At 57.4% G+C, this 25,194-nt stretch carries 25 protein-coding genes and 1 pseudogene; 13 read left to right on the forward strand and 13 right to left on the reverse strand.

Annotated elements, in window-relative coordinates; all coding sequences use genetic code 11:
- The first annotated feature begins 181 nt into the window (after nt 1–181).
- The 5 genes from AAE045_RS20850 to fdnI all read left to right on the forward strand — a co-directional run bounded on the left by AAE045_RS20850 (nt 182) and on the right by fdnI (nt 6,442).
- Nucleotides 182–433 (forward strand): DUF1158 domain-containing protein, encoded by a 252-nt coding sequence (locus tag AAE045_RS20850; RefSeq protein WP_455427310.1) that lies wholly within the window; start codon nt 182–184, stop codon nt 431–433.
- Nucleotides 434–521: 88 nt separating this feature from the next.
- Nucleotides 522–1,640 (forward strand): YbdK family carboxylate-amine ligase, encoded by a 1,119-nt coding sequence (locus AAE045_RS20855; protein ID WP_455549330.1) that lies wholly within the window; start codon nt 522–524, stop codon nt 1,638–1,640.
- A gap of 209 nt (nt 1,641–1,849) precedes the next feature.
- A complete protein-coding gene (fdnG, locus tag AAE045_RS20860; protein ID WP_455549331.1) occupies nt 1,850–4,897 on the forward strand; it encodes a formate dehydrogenase-N subunit alpha in 3,048 nt (1,015 codons plus the stop codon).
- A gap of 11 nt (nt 4,898–4,908) precedes the next feature.
- Nucleotides 4,909–5,793 carry a formate dehydrogenase subunit beta gene (gene fdxH, locus AAE045_RS20865; protein ID WP_202306708.1) on the forward strand — a complete coding sequence of 295 codons (885 nt, stop codon included), beginning with the start codon at nt 4,909–4,911 and terminating at the stop codon, nt 5,791–5,793.
- Nucleotides 5,786–6,442, forward strand: a complete 657-nt coding sequence (gene fdnI, locus AAE045_RS20870) for a formate dehydrogenase-N subunit gamma (RefSeq protein WP_455549332.1) — start codon at nt 5,786–5,788, stop codon at nt 6,440–6,442. The genes fdxH and fdnI overlap by 8 nt, the downstream gene beginning before the upstream one ends.
- A gap of 45 nt (nt 6,443–6,487) precedes the next feature.
- On the opposite strand, the gene AAE045_RS20875 is transcribed toward fdnI, so the two are convergent.
- Nucleotides 6,488–7,369 carry an Rpn family recombination-promoting nuclease/putative transposase gene (locus AAE045_RS20875; RefSeq protein ID WP_455549333.1) on the reverse strand — a complete coding sequence of 294 codons (882 nt, stop codon included), beginning with the start codon at nt 7,367–7,369 and terminating at the stop codon, nt 6,488–6,490.
- Nucleotides 7,370–7,628: 259 nt separating this feature from the next.
- On the opposite strand from AAE045_RS20875, the gene AAE045_RS20880 reads away from it, so the two are divergent.
- Complete coding sequence (locus AAE045_RS20880; protein WP_455549334.1) at nt 7,629–8,618, forward strand: aldo/keto reductase; 990 nt, start codon at nt 7,629–7,631, stop codon at nt 8,616–8,618.
- A 36-nt stretch (nt 8,619–8,654) separates the two neighbouring features.
- Here AAE045_RS20880 and AAE045_RS20885 read toward each other — a convergent pair whose 3' ends face one another.
- Nucleotides 8,655–9,548 (reverse strand): LysR family transcriptional regulator, encoded by an 894-nt coding sequence (locus AAE045_RS20885; RefSeq protein ID WP_455549335.1) that lies wholly within the window; start codon nt 9,546–9,548, stop codon nt 8,655–8,657.
- Between the two features lie 229 nt (nt 9,549–9,777).
- Between AAE045_RS20885 and AAE045_RS20890 the strand changes: the two genes are divergently transcribed.
- From AAE045_RS20890 to lldD, 7 genes and pseudogenes are all read left to right on the forward strand, one after another.
- Nucleotides 9,778–10,185 (forward strand): (R)-mandelonitrile lyase, encoded by a 408-nt coding sequence (locus AAE045_RS20890; RefSeq protein ID WP_455549336.1) that lies wholly within the window; start codon nt 9,778–9,780, stop codon nt 10,183–10,185.
- Nucleotides 10,186–10,287: 102 nt separating this feature from the next.
- A complete protein-coding gene (locus tag AAE045_RS20895) occupies nt 10,288–11,619 on the forward strand; it encodes a Fic family protein (protein ID WP_455549337.1) in 1,332 nt (443 codons plus the stop codon).
- On the forward strand, nt 11,561–12,112 hold the full coding sequence (locus AAE045_RS20900; protein WP_455549338.1) for a DUF2946 domain-containing protein: 552 nt from the start codon (nt 11,561–11,563) through the stop codon (nt 12,110–12,112). The genes AAE045_RS20895 and AAE045_RS20900 overlap by 59 nt, the downstream gene beginning before the upstream one ends.
- A 42-nt stretch (nt 12,113–12,154) precedes the next feature.
- Nucleotides 12,155–13,507, forward strand: a pseudogene (locus tag AAE045_RS20905) (PepSY-associated TM helix domain-containing protein); the annotation flags it as partial.
- A 283-nt stretch (nt 13,508–13,790) separates the two neighbouring features.
- Complete coding sequence (gene lldP / locus AAE045_RS20910; RefSeq protein WP_455549339.1) at nt 13,791–15,449, forward strand: L-lactate permease; 1,659 nt, start codon at nt 13,791–13,793, stop codon at nt 15,447–15,449.
- Nucleotides 15,446–16,231 carry a transcriptional regulator LldR gene (gene lldR, locus AAE045_RS20915; protein WP_455549340.1) on the forward strand — a complete coding sequence of 262 codons (786 nt, stop codon included), beginning with the start codon at nt 15,446–15,448 and terminating at the stop codon, nt 16,229–16,231. Before lldP ends, lldR begins: the two co-directional genes overlap by 4 nt.
- Nucleotides 16,228–17,412, forward strand: a complete 1,185-nt coding sequence (gene lldD, locus AAE045_RS20920; RefSeq protein WP_455549341.1) for an FMN-dependent L-lactate dehydrogenase LldD — start codon at nt 16,228–16,230, stop codon at nt 17,410–17,412. The genes lldR and lldD overlap by 4 nt, the downstream gene beginning before the upstream one ends.
- Before the next feature lie 58 nt (nt 17,413–17,470).
- Here lldD and AAE045_RS20925 read toward each other — a convergent pair whose 3' ends face one another.
- The 11 genes from AAE045_RS20925 to AAE045_RS20975 form a co-directional block, all read right to left on the reverse strand.
- Nucleotides 17,471–17,779 carry a helix-turn-helix domain-containing transcriptional regulator gene (locus AAE045_RS20925; protein WP_455549342.1) on the reverse strand — a complete coding sequence of 103 codons (309 nt, stop codon included), beginning with the start codon at nt 17,777–17,779 and terminating at the stop codon, nt 17,471–17,473.
- Nucleotides 17,769–18,101: a type II toxin-antitoxin system RelE/ParE family toxin gene (locus AAE045_RS20930; RefSeq protein ID WP_455549343.1), complete on the reverse strand. Its 333-nt coding sequence runs from the start codon at nt 18,099–18,101 to the stop codon at nt 17,769–17,771. Before AAE045_RS20930 ends, AAE045_RS20925 begins: the two co-directional genes overlap by 11 nt.
- Nucleotides 18,102–18,358: 257 nt before the next feature.
- On the reverse strand, nt 18,359–18,787 hold the full coding sequence (locus AAE045_RS20935) for an OsmC family protein (RefSeq protein ID WP_455427292.1): 429 nt from the start codon (nt 18,785–18,787) through the stop codon (nt 18,359–18,361).
- A 210-nt stretch (nt 18,788–18,997) separates the two neighbouring features.
- Nucleotides 18,998–19,273: a PIN domain-containing protein gene (locus AAE045_RS20940; protein ID WP_455549344.1), complete on the reverse strand. Its 276-nt coding sequence runs from the start codon at nt 19,271–19,273 to the stop codon at nt 18,998–19,000.
- Nucleotides 19,274–19,311: 38 nt separating this feature from the next.
- Complete coding sequence (locus tag AAE045_RS20945; protein ID WP_455549345.1) at nt 19,312–19,536, reverse strand: antitoxin; 225 nt, start codon at nt 19,534–19,536, stop codon at nt 19,312–19,314.
- 252 nt (nt 19,537–19,788) lie between these two features.
- Nucleotides 19,789–20,070 (reverse strand): acetolactate synthase small subunit, encoded by a 282-nt coding sequence (ilvN, locus tag AAE045_RS20950; RefSeq protein WP_202306755.1) that lies wholly within the window; start codon nt 20,068–20,070, stop codon nt 19,789–19,791.
- 3 nt (nt 20,071–20,073) lie between these two features.
- Nucleotides 20,074–21,759 carry an acetolactate synthase large subunit gene (ilvB, locus tag AAE045_RS20955; protein ID WP_455549346.1) on the reverse strand — a complete coding sequence of 562 codons (1,686 nt, stop codon included), beginning with the start codon at nt 21,757–21,759 and terminating at the stop codon, nt 20,074–20,076.
- Between the two features lie 111 nt (nt 21,760–21,870).
- Nucleotides 21,871–21,972 carry an ilvB operon leader peptide IvbL gene (ivbL, locus tag AAE045_RS20960; protein ID WP_455549386.1) on the reverse strand — a complete coding sequence of 34 codons (102 nt, stop codon included), beginning with the start codon at nt 21,970–21,972 and terminating at the stop codon, nt 21,871–21,873.
- Between the two features lie 156 nt (nt 21,973–22,128).
- Nucleotides 22,129–22,326, reverse strand: coding sequence for a YbdD/YjiX family protein (locus tag AAE045_RS20965; protein ID WP_202306761.1), 198 nt, complete (start codon nt 22,324–22,326; stop codon nt 22,129–22,131).
- Between the two features lie 118 nt (nt 22,327–22,444).
- Nucleotides 22,445–24,550: a pyruvate/proton symporter CstA gene (gene cstA / locus AAE045_RS20970; protein ID WP_455549347.1), complete on the reverse strand. Its 2,106-nt coding sequence runs from the start codon at nt 24,548–24,550 to the stop codon at nt 22,445–22,447.
- Between the two features lie 226 nt (nt 24,551–24,776).
- The gene (locus AAE045_RS20975; RefSeq protein WP_202306786.1) at nt 24,777–25,193 is read right to left on the reverse strand and encodes a hotdog fold thioesterase; all 417 of its coding nucleotides are present in this window, start codon (nt 25,191–25,193) and stop codon (nt 24,777–24,779) included.
- Nucleotide 25,194: the final 1 nt, after the last annotated feature.

Consider the following 25,194-nt stretch of genomic DNA (forward strand, 5'->3'; position numbering starts at 1 on the left):
TGATTAATACACTGTAGTGCACACTCTGGAGGCTGACAAACGGATGAACTGCGCGGGGCAATTAATAAATTTTTATTTATTATCACCCTCTGAAACTGGCATTTTTCAGCAACAAGGCTACGCGGTTTGCGCTGGCGAAAGATTTCGCCGACAATACGGTTTTTAACGTGAAATTAACAAGATGAAGCATCCCCTTGAAACGCTGATGAGCGCGGGCGGCATCCTGCTGCTGGCCTTTTTCTCCTGCCTGCTGCTGCCCGCCCCGATGCTCACCCTGACGCTGGCGCATCGCCTGATGGCCACCTTCCATCTGCTGGATTTGAACCAGCTCTACACCATTATTTTCTGCATCTGGTTTCTGGCGCTGGGCGCGGTGGAGTATTTCGTGATTCGCTTCGTGTGGAAGCGGTGGTTTTCGGTAGAGCGGGAATAAAGGTAAACGGAACATTTCCGGGCTCTCATAGCGTTGCTGTACAACTATACTTACCCCATAAATCCAACACGTTTAATGGGATAGCCCTATGCCTCTTACCTCTTTTGCGCATTCCGATCCTTTCACGCTGGGCATCGAGCTGGAGATGCAGATAGTCAGCCCGCCGACCTTTGACCTTAGCCAGGACTCGTCGCGGCTTATCAAAGAGGTGAAGGATCGGGTCAGCGTCGGCGAGGTGAAGCACGATATCACCGAGAGCATGTTGGAGATTGCCACCGGCGTTTGCAAAGACGTGGAGGACGCGCATACCCAGCTCAGGGATTTACGCCACCGGGTAATGCAGGCGGCAGACGCTCACCATCTGGCAATCTGCGGCGGCGGCACGCACCCCTGGCAGAAATGGCAGCGGCAGGAGGTTTGCCAGAACGAACGCTACAACCATAACCTGGAGCTGTTCGGCTACCTGATGAAGCAGGCGACGGTGTTCGGCCAGCACGTTCACGTCGGCTGCGATAATGAAGAGGATGCCATTTACCTGCTGCACGGGCTGTCCAGATTCGTGCCGCATTTTATCGCCCTCTCCGCCTCCTCTCCCTACATTCAGGGCCACGACACCACCTACGCCTCGTCCCGCCTGAATATTTTCTCTGCCTTCCCGGATAACGGCCACGCGCCCTTCGTCAGCAGCTGGCAGGAGTTCCTGTGGATGTATCAAAAGCTGGAAACCAGCAGCATCGTGCAGTCCATTAAAGACCTGCACTGGGATATCCGCCCCAGCCCCAAATTTGGCACGGTGGAGGTGCGGGTCATGGACACGCCGCTGACCCTCAGCCGGGCGGTGAACATCGCCGGGTTTATTCAGGCCATCGCCCACTGGCTGCTGGCGGAACGCCCGTTCGTGCCGCGCTCAGAGGATTATCTGCTGTACCGCTTTAACCGTTTTCAGGCCTGCCGCTTTGGGCTGGACGGCACGCTGACCGATGTCCGCAGCGGGGAACAGCGCACTATTGCCGAAGATCTGCTTTCCCTGCTCGACACCCTTGCCCCCTACGCCGCAGAGCTGAATGGGGCGCAGACGCTGGAAGAGATTGCCAGGTATGTGCGCCAGAATGACAGCGATACCGGCCGAATCCGCCAGTTTATCGCCGAAGGCGGCCTGCTGACGGAGCTGGTGCGCGAGCACTGCGCCATCTGGAACACCGATTAACCCCACCGGGGCGGATAGTGCTTTCGCCTGTCCGCCCTACCCAGCCTTTTTATACCCACACGCCCAAAATGGTTACCGGGCCTGATGCTGAAGCACCACTTAAGGAGTATTTCTTTACCCATTCGTTAGCGATTTGATTTCACTCAATATCCCCCCCCGCCTGGCTGCTATTTTCACCGTCGTTAATTCGTCATACCAATGAGGTTAAGATGGACGTCAGTCGCAGAAGATTCTTTAAAATCTGCGCCGGCGGAATGGCAGGCACAACGGCCGCGATGTTGGGACTCGTTCCAACGGCGGCACTTGCGGAAGTGCGCAACTACAAGCTGCTGCGCGCAAAAGAGACCCGCAATACCTGTACCTACTGTTCCGTAGGCTGTGGATTGTTGATGTACAGCCTGGGTGACGGCGCGAAGAACGCCAAATCCAGCATTTTCCATATCGAAGGGGACCCGGACCATCCGGTGAGCCGCGGGGCGCTTTGCCCGAAAGGCGCGGGCCTGCTGGACTACGTCCACAGCGAAAATCGCCTGCGCTACCCTGAATACCGCGCGCCGGGTTCCGACAAGTGGCAGCGCATCAGCTGGGAAGACGCCTTCGCGCGCATTGCCCGCCTGATGAAAGAAGACCGCGACGCCAACTTCATCGAGAAGAACGAGCAGAACGTCACGGTGAACCGCTGGCTCTCCACCGGCATGCTGTGCGCCTCGGCCTCCAGCAACGAAAGCGGCATGTTAACGCAGAAGTTTGCCCGCTCGCTGGGCATGTTAGCGGTAGATAACCAGGCGCGCGTCTGACACGGACCAACGGTAGCAAGTCTTGCTCCAACATTTGGTCGCGGTGCGATGACCAACCACTGGGTTGATATCAAAAACGCCAACGTGGTGATGGTGATGGGCGGCAACGCCGCTGAAGCCCACCCGGTCGGCTTCCGCTGGGCGATGGAAGCCAAAAACAACAACGACGCCACGCTTATCGTGGTCGATCCGCGCTTTACCCGCACCGCTTCGGTGGCGGATATCTATGCGCCGATCCGCTCCGGCACCGACATTACCTTCCTGTCGGGCGTGATCCTCTACCTGATCGAAAACGGCAAGATCAACGCCGAATACGTCAAAAACTATACCAACGCCGCGCTGCTGGTGCGTGAAGATTTCAGCTTTGATGACGGCCTGTTCAGCGGCTACGACGCCGAAAAACGCCAGTACGACAAAACCAGCTGGAACTACCAGTTCGACGAGAGCGGCTTTGCGAAACGCGACGATACGCTGACCGATCCGCGCTGCGTGTGGAACCTGCTCAAAGCGCACGTTTCCCGCTACACGCCGGACGTGGTTGAGCATATCTGCGGCACGCCGAAGGAGGATTTCCTCAAGGTGTGCGAAGTGCTGGCCTCCACCAGCGCCGCCGACCGTACGACCACCTTCCTCTACGCGCTGGGCTGGACGCAGCACTCCGTTGGATCGCAGAACATCCGCACCATGGCGATGATCCAGCTGCTGCTGGGCAATATGGGCATGGCGGGCGGCGGCGTGAACGCCCTGCGCGGCCACTCCAATATCCAGGGGCTGACGGATCTGGGCCTGCTGTCCACCAGCCTGCCGGGCTATCTGACCCTGCCGAAAGAGAAGCATGACTCCCTCGAGGCTTATCTGGCCGCCAACACGCCAAAAGCCACGCAGCCGGGTCAGGTTAACTACTGGGGCAACTATCCGAAATTCTTCGTCAGCCTGATGAAGACCTTCTGGGGCGATGCCGCCACCGCGGAAAACCAGTGGGGTTACGATTGGCTGCCGAAGTGGGACCAGGCCTACGACGTCCTGAACTATTTCAATATGATGGACAAAGGTGAGGTCAACGGCTACATCTGCCAGGGCTTCAACCCGGTCGCCTCGTTCCCGGATAAAAACAAGGTGGTCGCCAGCCTCAGCAAGCTGAAGTATCTGGTGATTATCGATCCGCTGGTGACCGAAACGTCTAACTTCTGGCAGAACCACGGCGAGTCAAACGACGTGGATCCAACGCAGATCCAGACCGAAGTGTTCCGCCTGCCTTCCACCTGCTTTGCGGAAGAGGATGGCTCCATCGTCAACTCCGGGCGCTGGATGCAGTGGCACTGGAAAGGGGCCGACGCGCCGGGTGAAGCCCGCAACGACGGCGAGATCCTGGCCGGCCTGTTCCACAGCCTGCGCACGCTTTACCGTCAGCAGGGCGGCGTTGCTCAGGATCCGGTGCTTAACATGACCTGGAACTACAAGCTGCCGGACGGGCCGGAGTCTGAAGAAGTGGCCAAAGAGAGCAACGGCTATGCCCTTGCCGATCTCTTTGACGCCGAGGGCAAGCTGCTGGTGAAAAAAGGCGAGCTGCTCGACTCCTTCGCCCAGCTGCGCGACGACGGCACCACCTCTTCAGGCTGCTGGATCTGGACCGGAAGCTGGACGCGTAACGGCAACCAGATGGCGAACCGCGACAACAGCGATCCGTCCGGCCTCGGCAATACGCTGGGCTGGGCCTGGGCGTGGCCGCTCAACCGCCGCATCATCTACAACCGCGCCTCGGCAGATCCACAGGGTAAGCCGTGGGATGCAAAACGCATGCTTATCGAGTGGAACGGCACGAAGTGGGTCGGCAACGATATCCCGGACTACAACACTGCCCCACCGGGCAGCGGCGTCGGGCCGTTTATCATGCAGCCGGAAGGGGTGGGCCGCCTGTTTGCCATCGACAAAATGGCGGAAGGGCCGTTCCCGGAGCACTACGAGCCGTTTGAAACGCCGCTGGGCACCAACCCGCTGCACCCGAACGTTATCTCGAACCCGGCAGCGCGCCTGTATGAAGCCGACGCGAAGCGCATGGGCAAGCGCGAGGAGTTCCCGTACGTGGGCACAACCTATCGCCTGACCGAGCATTTCCACACCTGGACCAAGCACGCACGGCTTAACGCCATCATGCAGCCGGAGCAGTTTGTGGAGATAAGCGAGAAGCTGGCAGACGCCAAAGGCATTGCCAACGGCGATATGGTGAAAGTCAGCAGCAAGCGTGGCTTTATCCGCGCCAAAGCGGTGGTCACCCAGCGCGTGCGAACTTTGCTGGCGGGCGGGCAGGAAGTGGAAACCGTGGGTATTCCGCTGCACTGGGGCTTTGAGGGCGTGGCGCGCAAGGGCTACCTCGCGAACACCCTGACGCCATCCGTTGGCGACGCCAACTCGCAGACGCCGGAGTACAAGGCGTTTCTGGTCAACATTGAGAAGGCGTAAGGAGCGAACTCATGTCCATGCAATCTCAGGATATTCTCAAGCGTTCGGCCACTAACGCCATGACGCCACCGCCGCAGGCGCGTGACTACAAGGAAGAAGTCGCCAAGCTGATCGACGTCTCCAGCTGTATCGGCTGTAAGGCCTGCCAGGTCGCCTGCTCGGAGTGGAACGATATCCGCGACGAAGTGGGTCACTGCGTCGGGGTGTACGACAACCCCGCGGACCTGAGCGCCAAATCCTGGACGCTGATGCGCTTTAGCGAAACGACGCAGAACGGCAGGCTGGAGTGGCTCATCCGCAAGGACGGCTGCATGCACTGCGCGGATCCGGGCTGCCTGAAGGCCTGCCCGTCCGCCGGGGCGATCATCCAGTACGCCAACGGCATCGTCGATTTTCAGTCGGAACACTGTATTGGCTGCGGCTACTGTATTGCCGGCTGCCCGTTCAATATTCCGCGCCTGAATAAAGACGATAACCGCGTCTACAAATGCACGCTCTGCGTCGATCGCGTCAGCGTCGGCCAGGAGCCTGCCTGCGTAAAAACCTGCCCGACGGGGGCTATCCACTTCGGCAGCAAGAAAGAGATGCTGGAAGTGGCGGACGAGCGCGTCGCGAAGCTGCAAAAACGTGGCTACGAGCACGCGGGCGTCTATAACCCGCAGGGCGTGGGCGGCACGCACGTCATGTATGTGCTGCACCATGCGGACCAGCCGGAGCTGTACCACAACCTGCCAAAAGATCCGCAAATTGATACGCCAATCAATCTGTGGAAAGGGTTGCTCAAACCGCTGGCGGCGGCAGGCTTTATTGCGACCTTTGCCGGGCTGATTTTCCACTACGTGGGGATTGGGCCAAACGAAGAGGTGGATGAAGACGAGGAAGAGCATCATGACTAAGAAGAGCAAGATGATTGTCAGGACGAAATTTGTCGACCGGGCCTGTCACTGGACGGTGGTGATCTGTTTCTTCCTCGTGTCGCTCTCCGGCATCGCGCTGTTCTTCCCGACGCTGCAGTGGCTGACGGAAACCTTCGGCACGCCGCAGATGGGCCGCATCCTGCACCCGTTCTTTGGGGTGCTGATTTTCCTGGCGCTGATGTTTATGTTCACCCGCTTCGTGAAGCACAACATTCCTGATAAGCACGATATTCCGTGGGTAAAAGGCATTGTTGAAGTGCTGAAGGGCAACGAGCATAAAGTCGCGAAGGTCGGCAAATATAACGCCGGGCAGAAGATGATGTTCTGGTCCATCATGAGCCTGATTTTTGTGCTGCTGGTGACCGGGGTGATTATCTGGCGCCCTTATTTCGCCGACTTCTTCCCGATGAAAGTCGTGCGCTACAGCCTGCTGATCCACGCCACGGTCGCCATTATTCTGATCCACGCCATCCTGATCCATATGTATATGGCGTTCTGGGTGAAGGGATCGATTAAAGGCATGATCGTCGGCAAGGTCAGCCGCCGCTGGGCGCAGAAGCACCATCCTCGCTGGTATCGTGAAGTTGAAGCGCGCGAAGCGAAAAAAGAGAGTACCGAAGGGCTTTAAATCCCGGGTGGTAATTACGAGAGCCGGTTTGCACCGGCTCTTTTTTTATGGCTGCTGGAGCTGTTTCAGCTCTTCTTCTGATAAGCCTGTGGCTTCGAGGATGAACGCCACAGGCATCCCCATTTTTATTAGGCGGGTGGCGATATCTAAAATACCTTTTTGCTTGCCCTTCTGCTCCAGCCATTCCGCAATAGTCATTAACGCCTCCTTATGTTCTGGTATGCCAGCTGTGAGATTCCGGAAGAATATTACTGGCTCGCTGATATTCCCACTGCGAAAAATATAGTGAATAGCAGCATCCAACTGACGCCCGGTTGTAAACCCGCTCAATAATAACGCAATAAGTTTCTCCTGCAAGCTGGCGAGATCACGCTGGCGAATATGTTTTTGCAGCAGTTCGAGCATGGCAACCCGGCGATGCTTCATGATTTCGTCATCGGGGATCGCCGTTACATCCACTAGTGGAAATTCGCCGCCGTACAGCCGCCAGGCAAGCTTTGGGGCGTCAAAATTTTCCAGCCACTTCATAGACCAGGGATAGGGCGATGTTCTTCCATGGTAGAAGAGGATGGGAATAACCAGCGGTAGGGACTCATTACCCAAATCCAGATGGCGCTGCATTGCGGCAATGGCGTAGCGCATCAGGCGAAAGGCCATATGCCTGTCCGGCGAGCTTTGATGTTCAATCAGCGCATAAACATAGCCGTCACCCGTTTCTGTTTTCAGGGAATAAAGGACATCGCTGTAATAAGCGCGCAGCTTTTCCTCGATAAAACTCCCTGAAGCCAGCTGCAGGCTATTCAGATCGCATACCTCAAGCAGGTGCTCAGGCAAATGAATTTCAAGAAAATCCCTGGCCGTTTCCGGGTGCGTTAAAAACTGCTTGAATATCGCGTCATGCGGCATCGTCGTGGTTTTATCCTGCATGGCATCCGTGCCTCAATGTCCTTTAATGGGCGAAAACTATCACGCGAAACGATCTTGTTAATTCCTTATTTTAAAGAATGTTTTTGTTCTGGAAGCGGCATAACGCATCCGGGCAAGTTATTACATTTTGCGATGAGCCACTGCGTAGCATCTTCCATTTATGAATCATTCTCATAAGCTCAAGCGGATTCAACGCATAGTCACCCGGCCCCACGGCGGCTAGAGTTACCGCCAACCTGAGTACTTCCCGGAGAGAACAATGCAAAAACGTCAGTTAGGTAAAAGTGGTTTAGAGGTGTCCGCGCTGGGTCTTGGCTGCATGGGGCTGAGCTTTGGCTACGGCCCGGCGACCGACAAAAAACAGGCGATTAACCTGATTCATGCGGCGGTAGACCAGGGCGTAACCTTCTTCGATACCGCAGAAGTTTATGGCCCGTTCACCAATGAATCCCTGCTTGGCGAGGCGCTGGCTTCGGTGCGTGACAAAGTAGTCATCGCCACCAAGTTTGGTTTTGATCTACCGCAGCCGGACAGCGCACAAATCCTCAGCAGCCGCCCGGAGCATATCCGCAAAGCGGTGGAAGGCTCGCTCAGTCGCCTTAAGGTTGAAACCATCGACCTGCTTTACCAGCACCGCGTTGACCCGAACGTGCCGATTGAAGACGTTGCCGGAACGGTCAAACAGCTGATTGCGGAAGGGAAGGTAAAACATTTCGGCCTGTCAGAAGCTGGCGCGCAGACCATCCGCCGCGCTCATGCGGTACAGCCGGTTACCGCCCTGCAAAGCGAGTATTCATTATGGTGGCGCGAGCCGGAAGCAGAAATCATACCGACGCTGGAAGAGCTGGGTATCGGCTTTGTGCCCTTCAGCCCGTTAGGCAAAGGCTTCCTGACCGGCGCCATCAACGAAAGCACAACGTTCGACAGCTCGGATTTCCGCAATAAAGTCCCGCGCTTTAGCCCGGAAGCCCGCCGGGCAAACCAGACGCTGGTCGACGTGCTGGGCAATATCGCGAAAGAGAAAGGCAACACCCCGGCCCAAATCGCCCTGGCCTGGCTGCTGGCCCAGAAACCGTGGATCGTGCCTATTCCGGGCACAACCAAACTGCATCGTCTGGAAGAAAACCTGGGCGGCGCAGCGGTGCTGTTAACCGCGACGGAGCTGAAAAACATCGAGGCGGCGCTGGCAAACATTGAAGTTCAGGGTGCTCGTTATCCTGCTGAGCTACAGAGCCGCGTGGGTAAATGATCAAACATCCCGGTACGCCTCTTGCGACCGGGATTTTTAACGTTTAAACCTCAGCGCCTCAACGAACAGCGCAAACGCGGTAGTGTGCTGCTTCCGGCTTGGGTAATACAGGTAGTAGCCCGGGAACGGTTCGCACCATTCGGTGAGGACCCGGATCAGGCGGCCGTCCGCCAGCTCTTCGCTGACTGAATCATCCGGGACATAGGCCAGGCCAAATCCCGTTACGGCGGCATCCACTCGCTGGCGCAGGCTGTTAAACGTAAGCTGCCCGTCAACCCGCACTCTCAGTTCACGCCCATCTCGTTCAAACTCCCACGCGTACAGGCCGCCCATGGTCGGCAGGCGCATATTGATACAGCTATGGTTTTGCAGATCCTGCGGCGTTTGCGGTATGCCATATTTTTCGAAATAGTCCGGTGCGCCGACGACGGCCATGCTGAAGTCCGGGCCGATGCGCACCGCTACCATATCTTTGGCTACCTGCTCCCCGAGGCGGATCCCGGCGTCAAACCGCTCGCTGACGATATCCGTCAGCGTGTTATCAACGGTGATCTCCACTTTGATATCGTCGTAGTCAGTTAAAAAAGATTTCAGCACCGGCCAGAGCACGGAATCCACCGCGTGCTCACCCGCCGTGATGCGGATGTTCCCCGCCGGGCGTTCACGCATTTCGCTCAGAGCGACCAGCTCGCTTTCAATCTCCGCAAAACGGGGACCGAGGCTTTCTACCAGCTTTTCACCGGCTTCGGTTGGCGCGACGCTGCGCGTTGTGCGGGTCAACAGACGCAGCTCAAGCCGCTCCTCCAGGCCGCGTATGGCGTGGCTTAACGCCGACTGCGAGACGCCAAGCTTGGCAGCCGCCTTGGTGAAGCTACGCTCGCGCGCGACGACCAGAAAGGAAATCAGATCGTTGAAGTTCTCTTTTAACATGCGGGTTCTCTGTGGAGTTAGCGGCCTGGATAAGTATACCGCCATTTATGAGCTCAACTCATAGCTCCTTGCGTTTTTAACGGTCTAATCGCGGCGGCGAAATGTCGGTAAAGTCTTTGTTCATTCAACGCCGGAACTTGTTTCCTATACTTCAAACTTAACGCACGTCGCTTCTGCCGCTGTGTTACCCCTGTTAAACCCGGCAGTAAATGCCGAAATGGAGGAAAAAATGGACGAGAAACTCAAAATTATCCACGCTGGCTCGCAGCCTTCTCAGACCGGCCCGGAAAACTATTTCACCGGTAAAGTCCGCATCGATGCTCCTTTCCACACCACTCCCCCTGCCCGCACCGGCGGTGCTACCGTTACCTTTGAACCCGGCGCACGCACGGCCTGGCACTCTCATCCGCTGGGGCAAACCTTAATTGTGACCCAGGGAAGAGGATGGCTGAAAGAGTGGGGTTGCCCGACCCGCGAAATTAACCAGGGCGATATCGTCTGGATCCCGGAGGGCGTCAAGCACTGGCACGGCGCAACGCCGGACACCGCCATGACCCACATCGCCATCGCCGAATCGCTCGACGGTAGCCCGGTGGAGTGGATGGAGCAGGTTACCGACGACCATTACACAAAATAATGGCCTGCGGCAGTTTTGCGACCCGCTGCGGCGGGTTAAGCCTTGCTCTTTTTATAGACAGCGTTAAACCACCTCAACTTTCCGTTATTTTGAGATAGTTAGATGATAAAGCCTCCGCCAAAGGTCATTCCTTTGTCAGCGATAGCGTCTGAGCAGCTCGCCGCTCATTACCACTATCATCAGGTTATCGATGGCAAAGGTCGCTATCTCCCCTTTGACGAATTCCAGCATCGCCTGAAGCGCGCGGATATCCCGGTTGTTGCCTGGTCATTAACCAGAAGCGCAAGGGATGCGGCGATGATGACAATCCCATGGTTTAGCGAGCGCCAGCAGCAGGCAGGCTTTAATATTACGCCTGCTATGTCACAAGCCTGCGCCATGGTCGATACCCACACGACGCGGCTTGCGCTTCAGGCCCAGCACGAACCGCTGCGGGCGGCCCGTCATTTCCTCGAGCCGCTGGATCTGGAAGAGCCAATTTCATCAAGCCTGCTGGAGGGCGCCGCCACGACCACGCTCGTGGCGAGAAAAATGCTCGAATCAGGCAGAACCGCACGCACCGAAGATGAGCAGATGATTTTGGGGAATGCCCGCCTGATGGCCGAAATCCCTCATCATTTCGACGAGCCGCTCTCCGTTGGGTTAATTCGCCAGTTCCATGCAACGGGTATGCAGAATATTAATGACCAAAAATACCAGCCGGGAAAGCTGCGCGTAAAGGATGACGTGGTCATTGCCGATTACGATGGCAACATCCCCCACCAGCCTCCCGCAGCGGAGGATCTTGAAGAGCGCCTTGAAGCCGTCTGCGACTGGTATAACCGCGTCGAGGGTCCCTATATTCATCCCCTTATCCGTAGCTGCATGCTTCATTTCATGCTGGCACATGAACATCCCTTCAACGACGGCAACGGAAGGACGGCCCGTGCGTTATTTTACTGGTCAATGTTGCGCTACGGTTATGACGCATTCAGGTTTATCTCGATCAGTAGTCTGCTCCACGCAGCTCCCGTTAAGTATGCGCATTCCTGTCAGTTCACAGAAAGTGACGGTATGGATATGATCTATTTTCTCGACTATCAGGCGCAAATAGTCAGCCGCGCCATTGAACGTTACTGCGGTTATATCGCCGAGGTCACTGACAGAAGAAACGCCGTAGAGCGCGTGCTTTTAGCGTCAGGCGTCATTCGTGAACTGACCTCGCGGCAATGGGCGCTGGCGGGCATAGTGTTGATTAGCCCTGGCAAAATATTTACCGCCGCCGAGATAAGCGCAGCGCTTGGCGTATCTGATAATACTGCCCGGGCAGATCTGCGCCAGCTTGAACGAGTGGGTATCGTTAATGCCAGCAAAACAAACCGCCAGCTAACGGGATATGCTGCGCCCGCCAGGCTTTCTGAACTGGAAGCAGCGCTACTTAAGCGGCGGCTATAAGCCTGCTCAGAAAGTTTTAACAAAACACCCGCCCACGGGTACAATCCTGCAACATTCCATCATCGTGCGGGAAACCCGTTTGCCTTCTCTGTTCTCTTTCTCTCGCTGTAAATGGCCCTCGGCCCTCGCCCTGCTGGCGATGCTGATGCTGTTTATCGCCCCGGTGATTTCAAAATCACTGGAGCATCAGCGTGCGGGAACGAAACATCAGGGCATGGAACATCATATGATGATGGAGATGCCGCTGATGGAGATGCCAGCAACGTCCCATCTGCTTCCCGGCGTGGGCGCATCGCTGATGGATGATATCGCCTGCGGCTACTGTCAGCTCCTGCTGCACGTGCCGCTGATTGTCTGGCTGTTTATCCCTCTGCTCTGGCAGGCCTCGCGGGTGACCCGAGCGCCCCCCCTTCCCGTTATCGCCCCGCTTCTGCCTCAGCATGATGACGCCGAAGCCCTTCCCCGCGCCCCTCCTGCGGCACCGCATCGTTAAAACACCTTTCCTTTAACGTTATGGCTATGCCACAGGATAACTATGTCTGTTTCCCAACCTCAGCTCGCCGCGCGCGGCGCGCTGCTGACGCTTTTGCGTCGCCTGCACTTCTATATCGGCCTGTTTGTCGGCCCGTTTATCTTCGTCGCGGCGCTTACCGGCACGCTGTATGTGCTGACGCCGCAGATTGAAAACGCGCTTTATCATGACGCTTTACGCACCCACGATAGCGGCCAGAAGCAGCCTCTTTCCCGACAAATTAACGCTGCGCGGCAATATATCGGCGAAGATGCTCAGCTTTATGCGGTACGTCCTGCTCCGGGACCTGGCGAGACTACCCGCGTTCAGTTTAGCGACCCGGCGCTGGGCGAGTCGGAATCCCGCGCCGTTTTTATCTCCCCTTCCACGTTAGCCGTTACGGGCGATATGACGGTCTACGGCACCAGCGGCGTGCTGCCGCTGCGGACCTGGATCGATCGGTTTCATCGTGGCCTGCTTCTGGGCGATGCGGGCAGGCTGTACAGCGAGCTGGCCGCATCCTGGCTGTGGCTGGCGGCGCTTGGCGGAATAGCGCTCTGGCTGACCTCCCGCCCGAAAAGAAAGGTAAAAGTGCGGGATACCCCGAAGGTTAAAGCCCGGCGCTGGCACATTGCTTTGGGCGCGGCGCTATTGCTCGGGCTGCTGTTTTTCTCCGCGACCGGGCTGACCTGGTCCCAGTGGGCGGGCGGCAATATCGACAGGCTGCGCAGCGAGCTGGGCTGGCTGACGCCGCAGGTGAATACCTCGCTTAAGCTTCATGCAGGTATGCAGCACAACGATCCCCACGCGGAACACCATGGCATGATGCACGGCATGGCGATGCCGACGGCACCGGATGAAAGCTGGGACCGCGTGTTGCATGCGGGGCGAATGGCAGGCCTTACCTCCGACAAACTGGAGATCCGCCCGCCGCGCGCGGCTGATAAAGCCTGGACGGTAACGGAAATAGACAGATCCTGGCCGACTCACGTGGATAGCGTGGCGGTCAATCCGCTGGACTACAGCGTCATCGACACCGTGCATTTTGCTGATTTCCCGCTCGTTGCCAAACTGACCCGCTGGGGCATCGATGCCCATATGGGCGTGCTGTTCGGGCTGCCGAACCAGCTCCTGCTGGCCGCCTTCGGCCTCGGGCTGTGCGCCATGATTATTCTGGGCTACCGAATGTGGTGGCTGCGCCGCCCGGTCGCCCCGGCAAGTAACCCCGCTCAAACGGTTAGCCAGGCGTGGCTCGCGCTGCCGACAGCCTTGCGCATCGCCGTGCTGCTCATCGCCATACTGCTGGGCTACGCACTGCCGGTGATGGGCGTTAGCCTGCTGCTGTTTATGGCCGTGGATATCGGACGCTGGCGGCGGCAGTTCCTGAGAACGCAAACCGCTTAGGCCGAAAACTCATCTGCGTCATCTGCCAGAGCAGTCCGGTGAATGACGCTTCGCCTCCCCCTGTGCCCGTCCTATTGGTCCTACCAATCCTCTTCAAAACGTGACCACTTTGTGGATTACGGCAAAAATACCAACAACAATGTTGCCCGCGATTAACATAAAGTTAACCATAAGCCATCAATTACCCTACATAAGCCGTTTGGTCCTACCAATCTGGCAAATAATTATAAGCACGTCACGTTCCGGAGATACCTGCATGCAAGTCTGGCAACAAGTTTACGATCCGGCTGGCAATATCTGGCTGTCCAGCCTGGTCGCCGCCCTGCCCATCCTGTTCTTCTTTTTTGCACTGATTAAGCTGCGCATGAAAGGCTACCTGGCAGCAACGTTCACCGTTGGCCTGGCGCTGCTGGTGGCGCTGTTCTTCTACCGGATGCCCGCAGAACGGGCGCTGGCGTCGGTGGTTTATGGCTTCTTCTACGGCCTGTGGCCGATTGCGTGGATTATTATCGCCGCGGTGTTCGTCTATAAAATCTCGGTGAAAACCGGGCAGTTCGACATCATCCGCTCGTCGATTCTGTCCATAACGTCGGACCAGCGGCTGCAGATGCTGATTGTCGGCTTCTCGTTTGGCGCATTCCTTGAGGGTGCCGCAGGGTTTGGCGCGCCCGTCGCCATTACCGCCGCGCTGCTGGTTGGCCTGGGCTTCAACCCCCTCTACGCGGCCGGTTTATGCCTGATTGTGAATACTGCCCCCGTGGCGTTCGGCGCCATGGGCATCCCGATTATCGTCGCGGGCCAGGTCACCGGGCTGGACAGCTTTCAGATCGGCCAGATGGTAGGTCGCCAGCTGCCCTTCCTGACGATTATCGTGCTGTTCTGGATCATGGCGATCATGGACGGCTGGCGCGGGATAAAAGAGACGTGGCCTGCGGTGATGGTGGCCGGCGGCTCGTTTGCCGTTGCCCAGTACCTCAGCTCTAACTTCCTCGGCCCCGAGCTTCCGGACATTATTTCCTCGCTGGTATCGCTGGTGTGCCTGACCGCTTTCCTGCGGGTCTGGAAGCCCGTGCGCATTTTCCGCTTCGGCGACGTCGGCGCGTCGGTGACCGACCAGACGCTGGCCCGCAAAAATTACACTCTGGGCCAGGTTGTACGCGCCTGGATGCCGTTTATCTTCCTGACCGCCACCGTCACAATCTGGAGCGTGCCGCCGTTCAAGGCCCTCTTCGCACCTGGCGGCGCGCTGGCCGACTGGGTGATCAACGTATCTGTTCCGCTGCTTGATAAGCTGGTCGCCAAAATGCCGCCGGTAGTGGCCGAAAGCGTGGCCTATGCGGCGGTTTATAAATTCGACTGGTTCTCGGCAACCGGCACGGCGATTCTGGTGGCGGCACTGATTTCCATTATCTATCTGCGCATGAAGCCAAAAGCCGCGGTCGAAACCTTTGGCGAGACGCTGAAAGAGCTGGCGCTGCCCATTTACTCTATCGGGATGGTGCTGGCCTTCGCCTTTATCTCCAACTACTCAGGCCTGTCCGCAACGCTTGCGCTGGCGCTGGCCCATACCGGCCATGCCTTTACCTTCTTCTCACCGTTCCTCGGCTGGCTTGGCGTGTTTCTCACCGGCTCGGATACCTCCTCCAACGCCCTGTTTGCCGCCCTTCAGGCCACCACGGCCCAGCAGATTGGGGTTTCCGATCTGCTGCTGGTCGCGGCGAACACCACGGGCGGGGTTACCGGCAAGATGATTTCTCCGCAGTCCATCGCCATTGCCTGCGCCGCGGTGGGCCTGGTGGGGAAAGAGTCCGACCTGTTCCGCTTTACCGTTAAGCACAGCCTGATCTTCACCTGCATGGTCGGGGTGATCACCACGCTACAGGCCTACGTGCTGACCTGGATGATCCCATCATGACGGTTCAGCCTCGCCTGGCGGACCGGCTTGCAGAACGCCTGAAGTCGCTGATTAGCGAGCGTAATCTCGAAGCGGGCATGAGGTTGCCCGCCGAGCGGCAGCTGGCCGCAGAGATGGGGGCTTCACGGTCATCCGTGCGGGAGGCAATCCAGAAGCTCATCAGCGAAGGCGTGTTGATCAGCCGCCGGGGCGGCGGCACCTTTGTGCGATATGAAGTGCAGGCGTGGTCCGAACAGCGCATCGTGCAGCCGCTGAAAACGCTGGTCGAAGACGACCCCAACTACCGCTACGACATTTTAGAAGCGCGCCATTCGATTGAGGCCAGCACCGCGTGGTATGCAGCCATTCGCGCCACGCCAGCCGACAAAGAAAAGCTGGTTGCCTGCTTCGACGCGACGATAGCGTTTAAAGAAAGCGACGATCCGGACCTGGCCGCCCAGGCCGACGTGCGGTTTCATCTCGCCATTGCCGAAGCCTCACACAACATTGTGCTGCTCCAGACCATGCGTGGTTTCTTCGACCTGCTGCAATCCTCCGTGATGCACAGCCGCCAGCGCATGTATACCGTTCCGGCTATTTTTGCCGGGCTGACTGAACAACATAACGAACTATTGCAGGCCATTCTGGCAGGCGATCCCGAGCGCGCGCGCCTGGCCGCCAGGACGCACCTTGGTTTTGTGCACCGCACGATCAAAACCCTGCACGAAGACGAAGCCCGGCAGGCGCGCATCACCCGCCTGCCGGATGAAGATACCGACGCTACAAGGGAAAAGAACTCATGATTATTTCAGCCTCATCCGACTACCGTGCCGCCGCGCAGCGCATCCTGCCGCCGTTCCTGTTCCACTACATCGACGGGGGCGCCTATGCCGAACATACCCTTCGCCGCAACGTAGAAGATCTTGCAGAGGTGGCGCTTAAGCAGCGGGTGCTGAAGAACATGTCGGCGCTGAGTCTGGAGACAAAGCTGTTTAACGAAACGCTTTCTATGCCGGTGGCGCTGGCACCGGTTGGGCTGTGCGGCATGTACGCCCGACGCGGAGAGGTTCAGGCAGCAAAGGCCGCTGCGGCTAAAGGCATTCCCTTTACGCTTTCCACCGTTTCCGTCTGCCCGATAGAAGAGGTGGCCCCGGCGATTGACCGTCCAATGTGGTTCCAGCTTTACGTTCTGAAAGACCGTGGGTTTATGCGCAACGCGCTGGAACGGGCCAAAGCGGCCGGTTGCTCAACGCTGGTCTTTACCGTCGATATGCCAACGCCCGGCGCGCGTTACCGGGATGCGCACTCGGGCATGAGCGGACAGCATGCGGCGCTGCGCCGCTACTGGCAGGCGGTCACGCATCCACAGTGGGCGTGGGACGTGGGGGTGAATGGCCGTCCGCACGACCTGGGGAATATTTCCACCTATCTGGGGAAACCCACCGGGCTGGAAGACTACATCGGCTGGCTGGCAAATAACTTTGATCCGTCTATTTCGTGGAGCGATCTGGAGTGGATCCGCGAGTTCTGGGACGGCCCGATGATCATCAAGGGTATTCTCGATCCGGAGGATGCAAAAGACGCGGTGCGCTTTGGTGCCGATGGCATCGTGGTGTCGAACCACGGCGGCCGCCAGCTTGATGGCGTGCTTTCATCCTGCCGCGCCCTGCCCGCCATTGCCGACGCGGTGAAAGGTGACATTGCTATTCTGGCCGACAGCGGCATCCGCAACGGGCTGGACGTGGTGCGCATGATTGCGCTGGGCGCGGATACGGTGCTGCTGGGCCGCGCTTATCTGTATGCGCTGGCAACCCATGGCCAGGCGGGCGTCGCCAATCTGCTGAACCTGATTGAGAAAGAGATGAGGGTGGCGATGACGCTGACGGGCGCAAAAACCATCGCGGATATCAGCCCCGAGCTGCTGGTGCGCGAAGGCCTGAAGGAGATTCTTTCCCCGCAGTCCTCTATGGCGGTTGGGTTTTAGGGTTGCTGAATACTTACTCCTGGCCCGCCGCAAGGCGGGTTACTGACAACACAAAGGATTAAACATGCCCCGTCAGTTCAGAGAAGTGGATGCCTGCGGCGTGAAAAATTTTTTTGGTGGTGCTGATGGTCGGATTGCCGCGTTCAGATAGCGTGCGATAGAGCGTTTCCCGGTTCAGATTGGCTGCCCGGGCAATTTTTGAAATCCCACCGCGCGCTTCGACTAAACGACGAAGTGCCAGCAGAAACAGCGCTTCGCCATCTTCTTTATCAAGCTCCGCCAGCGCCTCTTTCAGATACTCAACGGCAAAACTGTGGTCGTCACGAAGCATTTCGATGACAAACTGGTCATGATCGCTAAAGGTCATACTCTCTTCCTTTCTGATGCTGTTCCCACCAGGCTACCGCCTGATTGATATCCGCCTGCTGCTTTCTTTTATCGCCGCCGAGTAAGATCAGAACGATTTCCTGGCCTTCTAAGGCATAGTAGATACGGTAGCCCGGCCCCTGATCGACTCTTAATTCCCATACCCCACTGCCACAGGGCGCATGATCGCCAGGGTTACCAAAACTGAGGCGGTCAAGACGCATAACAATTTTCGTCTTTGCAACCGGATCTTTCAGTACCCTTAGCCACTCTTTAAACGGCTCTTTGCCACGGAGCGTTTTGAAATAGCGAAGTCTTTTCATCCCTGAACCCTCAAATTGTAGCTTTTAAGCAACAGGTGTCAATACCTATTTTGCAACCAGAACGGTTATTCCGCCAATATGCTAATTCAGCTAACGGGGGGTCAGGAAAGACAATCTAAAAGGAAGTTGACGTTTTGCGGCGTGCTTTCCATAACAGAGAAATAGCAGCAAAAAAACCATATTAAACAACGAGATTGGGAAGAGAGAAAATCAAGACGTATAGCCCCCTGAAAACTCAGGAGGCAATGGGGAGAGAGTTAGTTAAGCTTATAATCCAGCGTAATTTCAGCTTTGATCAGCTGGGATACCGGGCAGCCGGCTTTCGCTTTCTGGATGATTTTATCAAATGCCGCGCTGTCCACGCCGGGCACTTTGACGTTGCTGGTCAGGGCGATTTTAGTGATGGCAAATCCGCCGTCCGTTTTGTCCAGCGAGACGTCGGCTGTCGTATCAATGCTTTCCGCCGTATGACCTTCCTCACCCAGCATCAACGACAGAGCCATTGAGAAACAGGCCGCGTGGGCCGCGCCGATAAGCTCTTCCGGGTTAGTCCCGGCGGCACCTTCAAAGCGGGTATTAAAACCGTACGGCTGCTGTTTTAGCGCGCCGCTTTCGGTAGATACCGTGCCTTTACCGCGCTTAATATCACCTTCCCAGTGGGCCTGCCCTTTCTTATGAATGGTCATGCTTTCGCTCCTGTTTGATTGACATAGACATCAAGTATAGGAGCTAAGCGCGGGCTTGCCCGGGAACTCGGAGCATTCCTTGTGCAGACGTGTGTCAGACGGCCCAGTCCTCAACGCGTAATCCTGCAATGCTAAAAAACGCGCGGACGCTGGTGACTAACGTCGTTTTTTCACTGAGAGTATGGGCGGCTATGAGCATACCCAGCGAGCCTAAAACAACACCTTTTTTTCCAGATTCGCCCGTAGTTTACCGTATGCTTCAGCCGTAACGCTCTCCCTGGAATAGACTGATATCGCATCCAGAAACCCCATCACAGCGGCTTTCAGCTTCTTATTCTGCCTTTTTTCTACACCGTACAGCAGCTCTGCTTCCGTAATACCAGAGATCGCAATACGCGATGGTGGAACAGCAGAAATTCTGGCGATCGCCTGCGGATGCTGACGCAAAAAGTAGCTAACCGTATTGGTATCCAGCATGTAGATCATCATTTGATTCCGGCAAAAGGATCTCTGTCGGCAGGCGGCTAATTACGCTCCTGCGCGTCGAGGAAGTTATCAGGTACCCGGGCTTTTTTGATAAGCGAGATCACATTTTCCCAGTTGTCTGGTTTTGCAGGTCTTTTTGAAAGAATCACGTTGCCCTCCTTGTCCCGTCGGATATACACCCGATCCGTATCAAATTCGAATTCCACCGGTAACCTCACTGCCTGATTTCTACCGTTTTTAAAAAGCTTTGCAATGCGCGCCATGTCCCCTCCTGACCAGATACTGACCTATGCCAAAGCAAAGGCCAAACACTGGCTAAAACCAACTGACGCCAGCAAGGGACACACTGAAATTAGCGCAATCATGCATCCCTTTCACGATGTTTTATAAGGAGAGATTAAATTCTGAGAAGGCTTTCTGAAGAAAATGAACGGCGTACAACTGGCAGCAAAATAAACCGGAGATCGCTCGCAGATTTCGTGCTGGCGGAGGACTACGCCTCCGCCGTCAGAGTGTTACTGCACCAGCGCCGTCAGCTTGCTGAACACCTGCTGGCCATCAGCGTCACGCCTGATCTGCACCACGTCTTCCAGCTTATCAACCTGGCTTATCATCTGCTCAAGGCGCTGGTCGTCGGCTACTTCAAGCCAGATGCGGCTCTGGTCGCCGTCGGGTAGCGGCAGACAGAGTATGCCTTCGACGTTGAAGGCGCGGCGGGCAAACAGGCCACAGATGTGGGACATCACGCCCGGATGGTTGCGCACCGTAAGTTCCAGAATAACGGTTTGTTGTTGCATGGCTTACTCTCCAATCATCTCAATGTTGGCAGCGCCTGGCGGCACCATCGGGAATACTTTCTCATCGGCGTCGGTGCGCACGTGGATCAGGCACGGCCCAGGGCGAGAGATTGCTTCCTGTAAGGCTGCCTGTGGATCGGCGGCCGCGTTCAGATCGCAGGTCGCCAGGCCAAAGCCCTCGGCAATTTTCAGGAAGTTCGTCTGGCCCGGATAGGTGGAGGCATAGACATTCTGCTGATAGAACAGCGTTTGCTGCTGATGCACCAGCCCCAGCGCCTGGTTGTTCATAAGGATGATTTTCACGTCCAGGTTATGTTCTGCGGCGGTGGCCATTTCCTGAATATTCATCATGATGCTGCCGTCGCCGGTAAAGCACAGCACTTTGCGGTTGGGTTCGGCAAGCGCGGCCCCTACGGCAGCAGGCAGGCCAAAGCCCATAGTGCCCAGCCCGCCGGAGGTCAGCCACTGGCGCGGCCGGTTCAGCGGATAAACCTGGGCCACCCACATCTGATGCTGGCCTACGTCGGTGGTGATAATCGCTTCGTCGTCAACGCAGGCGGCGGCCGCGTTAATCAGGCCATACGGCATTAACGGGTTATCGGCGCCAGGCTGGCTGAACGGGAACTCCTGCTGCAGGCCAGCAACCTGCTGCAGCCACTGTTGGCGGGGCAGCGCGTCGATTTTTGGCAGCAGTTGCTCCAGCACGTCGCCCACGTCCGCGCGAATCGCGATATGGGCATGTTTAATTTTGCCCAGCTCGGCGCGGTCGATATCCACGTGGATGATTTTTGCATTCGGGCAGAACTGCTCTGTTTTCCCAATGGCGCGGTCGTCGAAGCGTGCACCCATGACAATCAGCAAATCAGCTTCCTGCAGGATGTAGTTAGTGCTGCGCGCGCCGTGCATGCCCAGCATCCCCAGCGATAACGGATGTTTTGCCGGGATCGTCCCCAGCGCCATCAGCGTCATTGTCGTTGGCAGACTGGCTTTTTCAGCCAGCGCGCGAGCCTGCGCATGGGCGTTGATGATACCGCCGCCGAGATACAGCACCGGGCGCTGCGCCTGGTTGATCATCGCTGCGGCATCAACGATTTGCTGAATTTCAAAGCCCGGAGAGGGGGTCGGTTCGGAAACCGCAGGCAGAGCGCTGATATCAATTTCCGCGGTTTGAACGTCTTTCGGGATGTCGATCCACACCGGGCCAGGACGGCCTGACTCGGCAATGCGAAACGCGTCGCAGATGACCTGAGGCAGCTCGTTGATATCGCGAACCAGATAGTTATGTTTAGTAATCGGGATGGAGATGCCGTAGGTGTCGACTTCCTGGAAGGCGTCGGTGCCGATCATGGATTTAGGCACCTGGCCGGTAATGCAAACCAGCGGGATGGAATCAAGTCGCGCATCGGCAATCGCGGTGACCAGGTTGGTTGCGCCGGGGCCGCTACAGGCGATGCAGACCGCCGCTTTGCCCTGCGTGCGCGCCATGCCCTGTGCCATAAAGCCCGCGCCCTGCTCGTGCCGAGCAAGAATATGGCGGATTTTCGTGCTCTGGCTTAAGGCATTGTAGAGCGGCAGGACGGTGCCGCCGGGGATGCCGCTGACGGTAGTGATACCGTGGTGCTCCAGCATTTGCACAATCAGCTGTGCGCCAGTGATACGACCTTGCGGTGGGTTTTCCGAAATTGCCATGCTCCAGTCCTTCTTTTTATGCCGTTTCGCTTGCTGGCCGGGGGACTAAAACAAGAAACCCCGCCCGGTTTGCGCCGGCGGGGTTTTGGAATCGATGCGTTGATTCAGACCCTACGGCGCATTGCCGACGACGACCACCACCACACGCACGACGACCACCGCGGCTGGTAGCGCGGTTAGTAGTAGGGCTGAGTTACGGGTGAATGGAGTCATTTGGGTCCTGAATAGTTGTTGTGTATTGATAACGTCGAATTTCATACAAACACACAGCTTCGTTTCACACAACAGGTTTATGCGTGATGGCGAAAAACCGTGCGTGAAATCACATAAGCAAGATTGTCGTTACAATAAATTCGGACTCTCGCTGGATCAGCAGCAGCGAGCGCCGCCTTTGCCGCCGTAGCGCGCGTCCTGGCGCTCGCGGAAAAACTCTTCGTAGGTCATCGGCGTCTGCTCCGGGTGGGTCAGGCGCATATGCTGGACATAGTTGTCGTAGTCCGGCACGCCGACCATCATTTTGGCGGCCTGCCCGAGGTATTTTCCTGCTTTTGCCAGGTTATCGAACATATCTTTCTCCGGATAATTGTCCCCTCACCCCGGCCCTCTCCCCAGGGGGCGAGGGAGAAAACCGATCCAGTTCCCTCGCCCCTTTGGGGAGAGGGTTAGGGTGAGGGGAAATCGTCAGTTAGTGTGCGCTCTTAGCCTCGGCCACGATCGCATCCAGATCCTCAGGCATCTTTTCGTACGGCGTTTCGCTGGCGGTCGGTCTGTCTGACTTCAGCGCTCTGAGAGCGGTTTTAATCGAGAACAGGGCGATAACGACGACCACGACCATAAAGAAAATGGTCAGCCCGGCGTCCAGGCGATTGTTGAAGACCAGCTGAGAAAGCTGCGACTGGGTGTACTGCGGCGGGATATTGCCGCTGTCGATCATCGCCTGGAACTTGTTGGCGATCGCCAGGAAGCCCACCTTCGCATCCGGGCTGAACGCTTTCTGCCAGCCCGCCGTCAGGGTACATATCAGCAGCCACGCCGTGGGCACCAGCGCCACCCAGGCGTATTTCTGCCGTTTCATTTTGAACAGCACCACCGCGCAGAGCATCAGCGCCATCCCGGCCAGCATCTGGTTGGCGATACCAAACAGCGGCCACAGGGTGTTGATGCCGCCGAGCGGATCGACCACGCCCTGGTGCAGGAAATAGCCCCACGCCAGCACGCACAGCGCCGTCGCCAGCAGGTTCGCCGGTAGCGAATCCGTTCTTTTCAGGCCCGGAGAGATCACCCCCAGCAGGTCCTGGAGCATAAAGCGAGCCGCACGGGTGCCCGCATCCACCGCCGTCAGAATAAACAGCGCTTCAAACAGGATGGCAAAGTGGTACCAGAACGAGACGTCCATCAGGCCACCCAGCGCCCCGTGGAGAATGTAGGCCATCCCCACGGCAAGCGTTGGCGCGCCACCGGCGCGGGAGATAATGCTCTGCTCGCCCACTTCGTTGGCAATGTTAGTCAGTGTCTCCGGCGTGATGTGGAAGCCCCAGCCGCTGACGACGCTGGCCGCAGAGGCCACAACGTCCGCCGTACCTGCCGGAGCCAGCACCGCCATCGGGCTGTTCATCGCAAAGTAGACGCCCGGGTCGATAACGCAGGCCGCCACCAGCGCCATGATCGCCACGAACGACTCCATCAGCATGCCACCGTAGCCGATGAAGCAGGCCTGGTTTTCATTCGCCAGCATCTTCGGCGTGGTGCCGGAGGCAATCAGCGCGTGGAAGCCGGAAACGGCGCCGCAGGCGATGGTAATAAACAGGAACGGGAACAGGTCGCCGGTCCACACCGGGCCGGTGCCATCGATGAATTTGGTCAGGGAAGGCATTTGCAGCGTCGGCCGCATAATCAGAATCCCGATGGCCAGCCCGATAATAGTGCCGATTTTCAGGAAGGTGGAGAGGTAGTCACGCGGGGCCAGCAGCAGCCACACCGGCAGCACCGCCGCCACGAAGCCGTAGCCCACCAGCATCCACGTCAGCTGCACGCCGGTATAGTCGAAGTACGGCGCCCAGGTCGGGCTTTCGGCCACCCAGCCGCCGGAAATAATCGCGAAGATCAGGCATACCAGGCCGATAACGGAAACTTCACCGATGCGCCCGGGGCGTAAATAGCGAATATAGACGCCCATAAACAGCGCCAGAGGAATGGTAAACGCCACGGTGTAGGTGCCCCACGGGCTGTGGGTCAGGGCTTTCACCACGATCATTGCCAGCACCGCCAGAATGATCACCATGATCATAAAGCAGGCCACCAGCGCAATCACGCCGGCGGTGTTGCCCATCTCCTCTTTTACCAGCTCGCCCAGCGAACGCCCGTCGCGGCGGGTGGAGACAAACAGCACCATAAAGTCCTGCACCGCACCGGCCAGCACCACGCCCGCCAGCAGCCACAGCATGCCAGGCAGGTAGCCCATCTGCGCGGCAAGCACCGGCCCCACCAGCGGCCCGGCCCCGGCAATAGCGGCAAAATGGTGACCGAACAGCACTTTCTTGTCCGTCGGCACGTAGTCCAGCCCGTCGTTATGGCGCACGGCTGGCGTCATGCGGGTCGCATCAACCGTCAGCACCCGTTTGGCGATAAACAGACCGTAATAACGATAGGCAATGAGATAAACGCAGACTGAGGCGACCACTATCCACAGCGCGTTAATCTGTTCGCCCCGGTTAAGCGCGATATAGCCGAGCGCGAAGGCCCCGATAATCGCCAGCACTGCCCATATCAGGTGTTTCCCTGGAGTATTCATGTTGGTTTTCCGTTGTCAGCCCAGAAACGTGGAGGTGTTACATTTTGTTTCTAGAACACAGTTCGGAATTTAACAATATTGAAACATGGGAATCGCGTGGTTTGACCAGGTCTTTACATCAGCTTGCTAGGGCGATCACTTTCTGGGGATGTCGGATGACGCTGGCGCTTATCCGACATCCCAAAGAGTAGGGTGGATAAGCGCCAGCGCCATCCACCGAAAATACTTAACCCAGAGTCGCCGTGGTTAACCGGCTGGTGCAGCAGCGTTTGCCGCGCGCATCAAAAATGGCGATCTCCCAGACCTGGGAAGTTTTGCCCAGATGTAGCGGCTTGCAGACGCCCCGAACTTTGCCGGAGGCCACCGCTCGGTGATGGCTGGCGCTGATTTCCGTTCCCACCACGCACTGCCCTTCCGCGGTGGTCAAATACCCTGCCATCGACCCCAGCGTCTCCGCCAGCGCTACCGATGCGCCGCCGTGCAGCAGGCCAAACGGCTGATGCGTGCGTTCGTCTACGGGCATCTCCGCTTCCAGACACGCTTCGTCGATGCGCGTGAAGGTAATGCCGAGCAGCGCCACCATCGACTTTTCACCCATCGCGTTCAGCTCAGTCAGGCTCAGCTGGCGTTTCCAGATGCTCATC

Source organism: Dryocola clanedunensis (assembly GCF_038405435.1).
GTDB lineage: Bacteria > Pseudomonadota > Gammaproteobacteria > Enterobacterales > Enterobacteriaceae > Dryocola > Dryocola clanedunensis_A.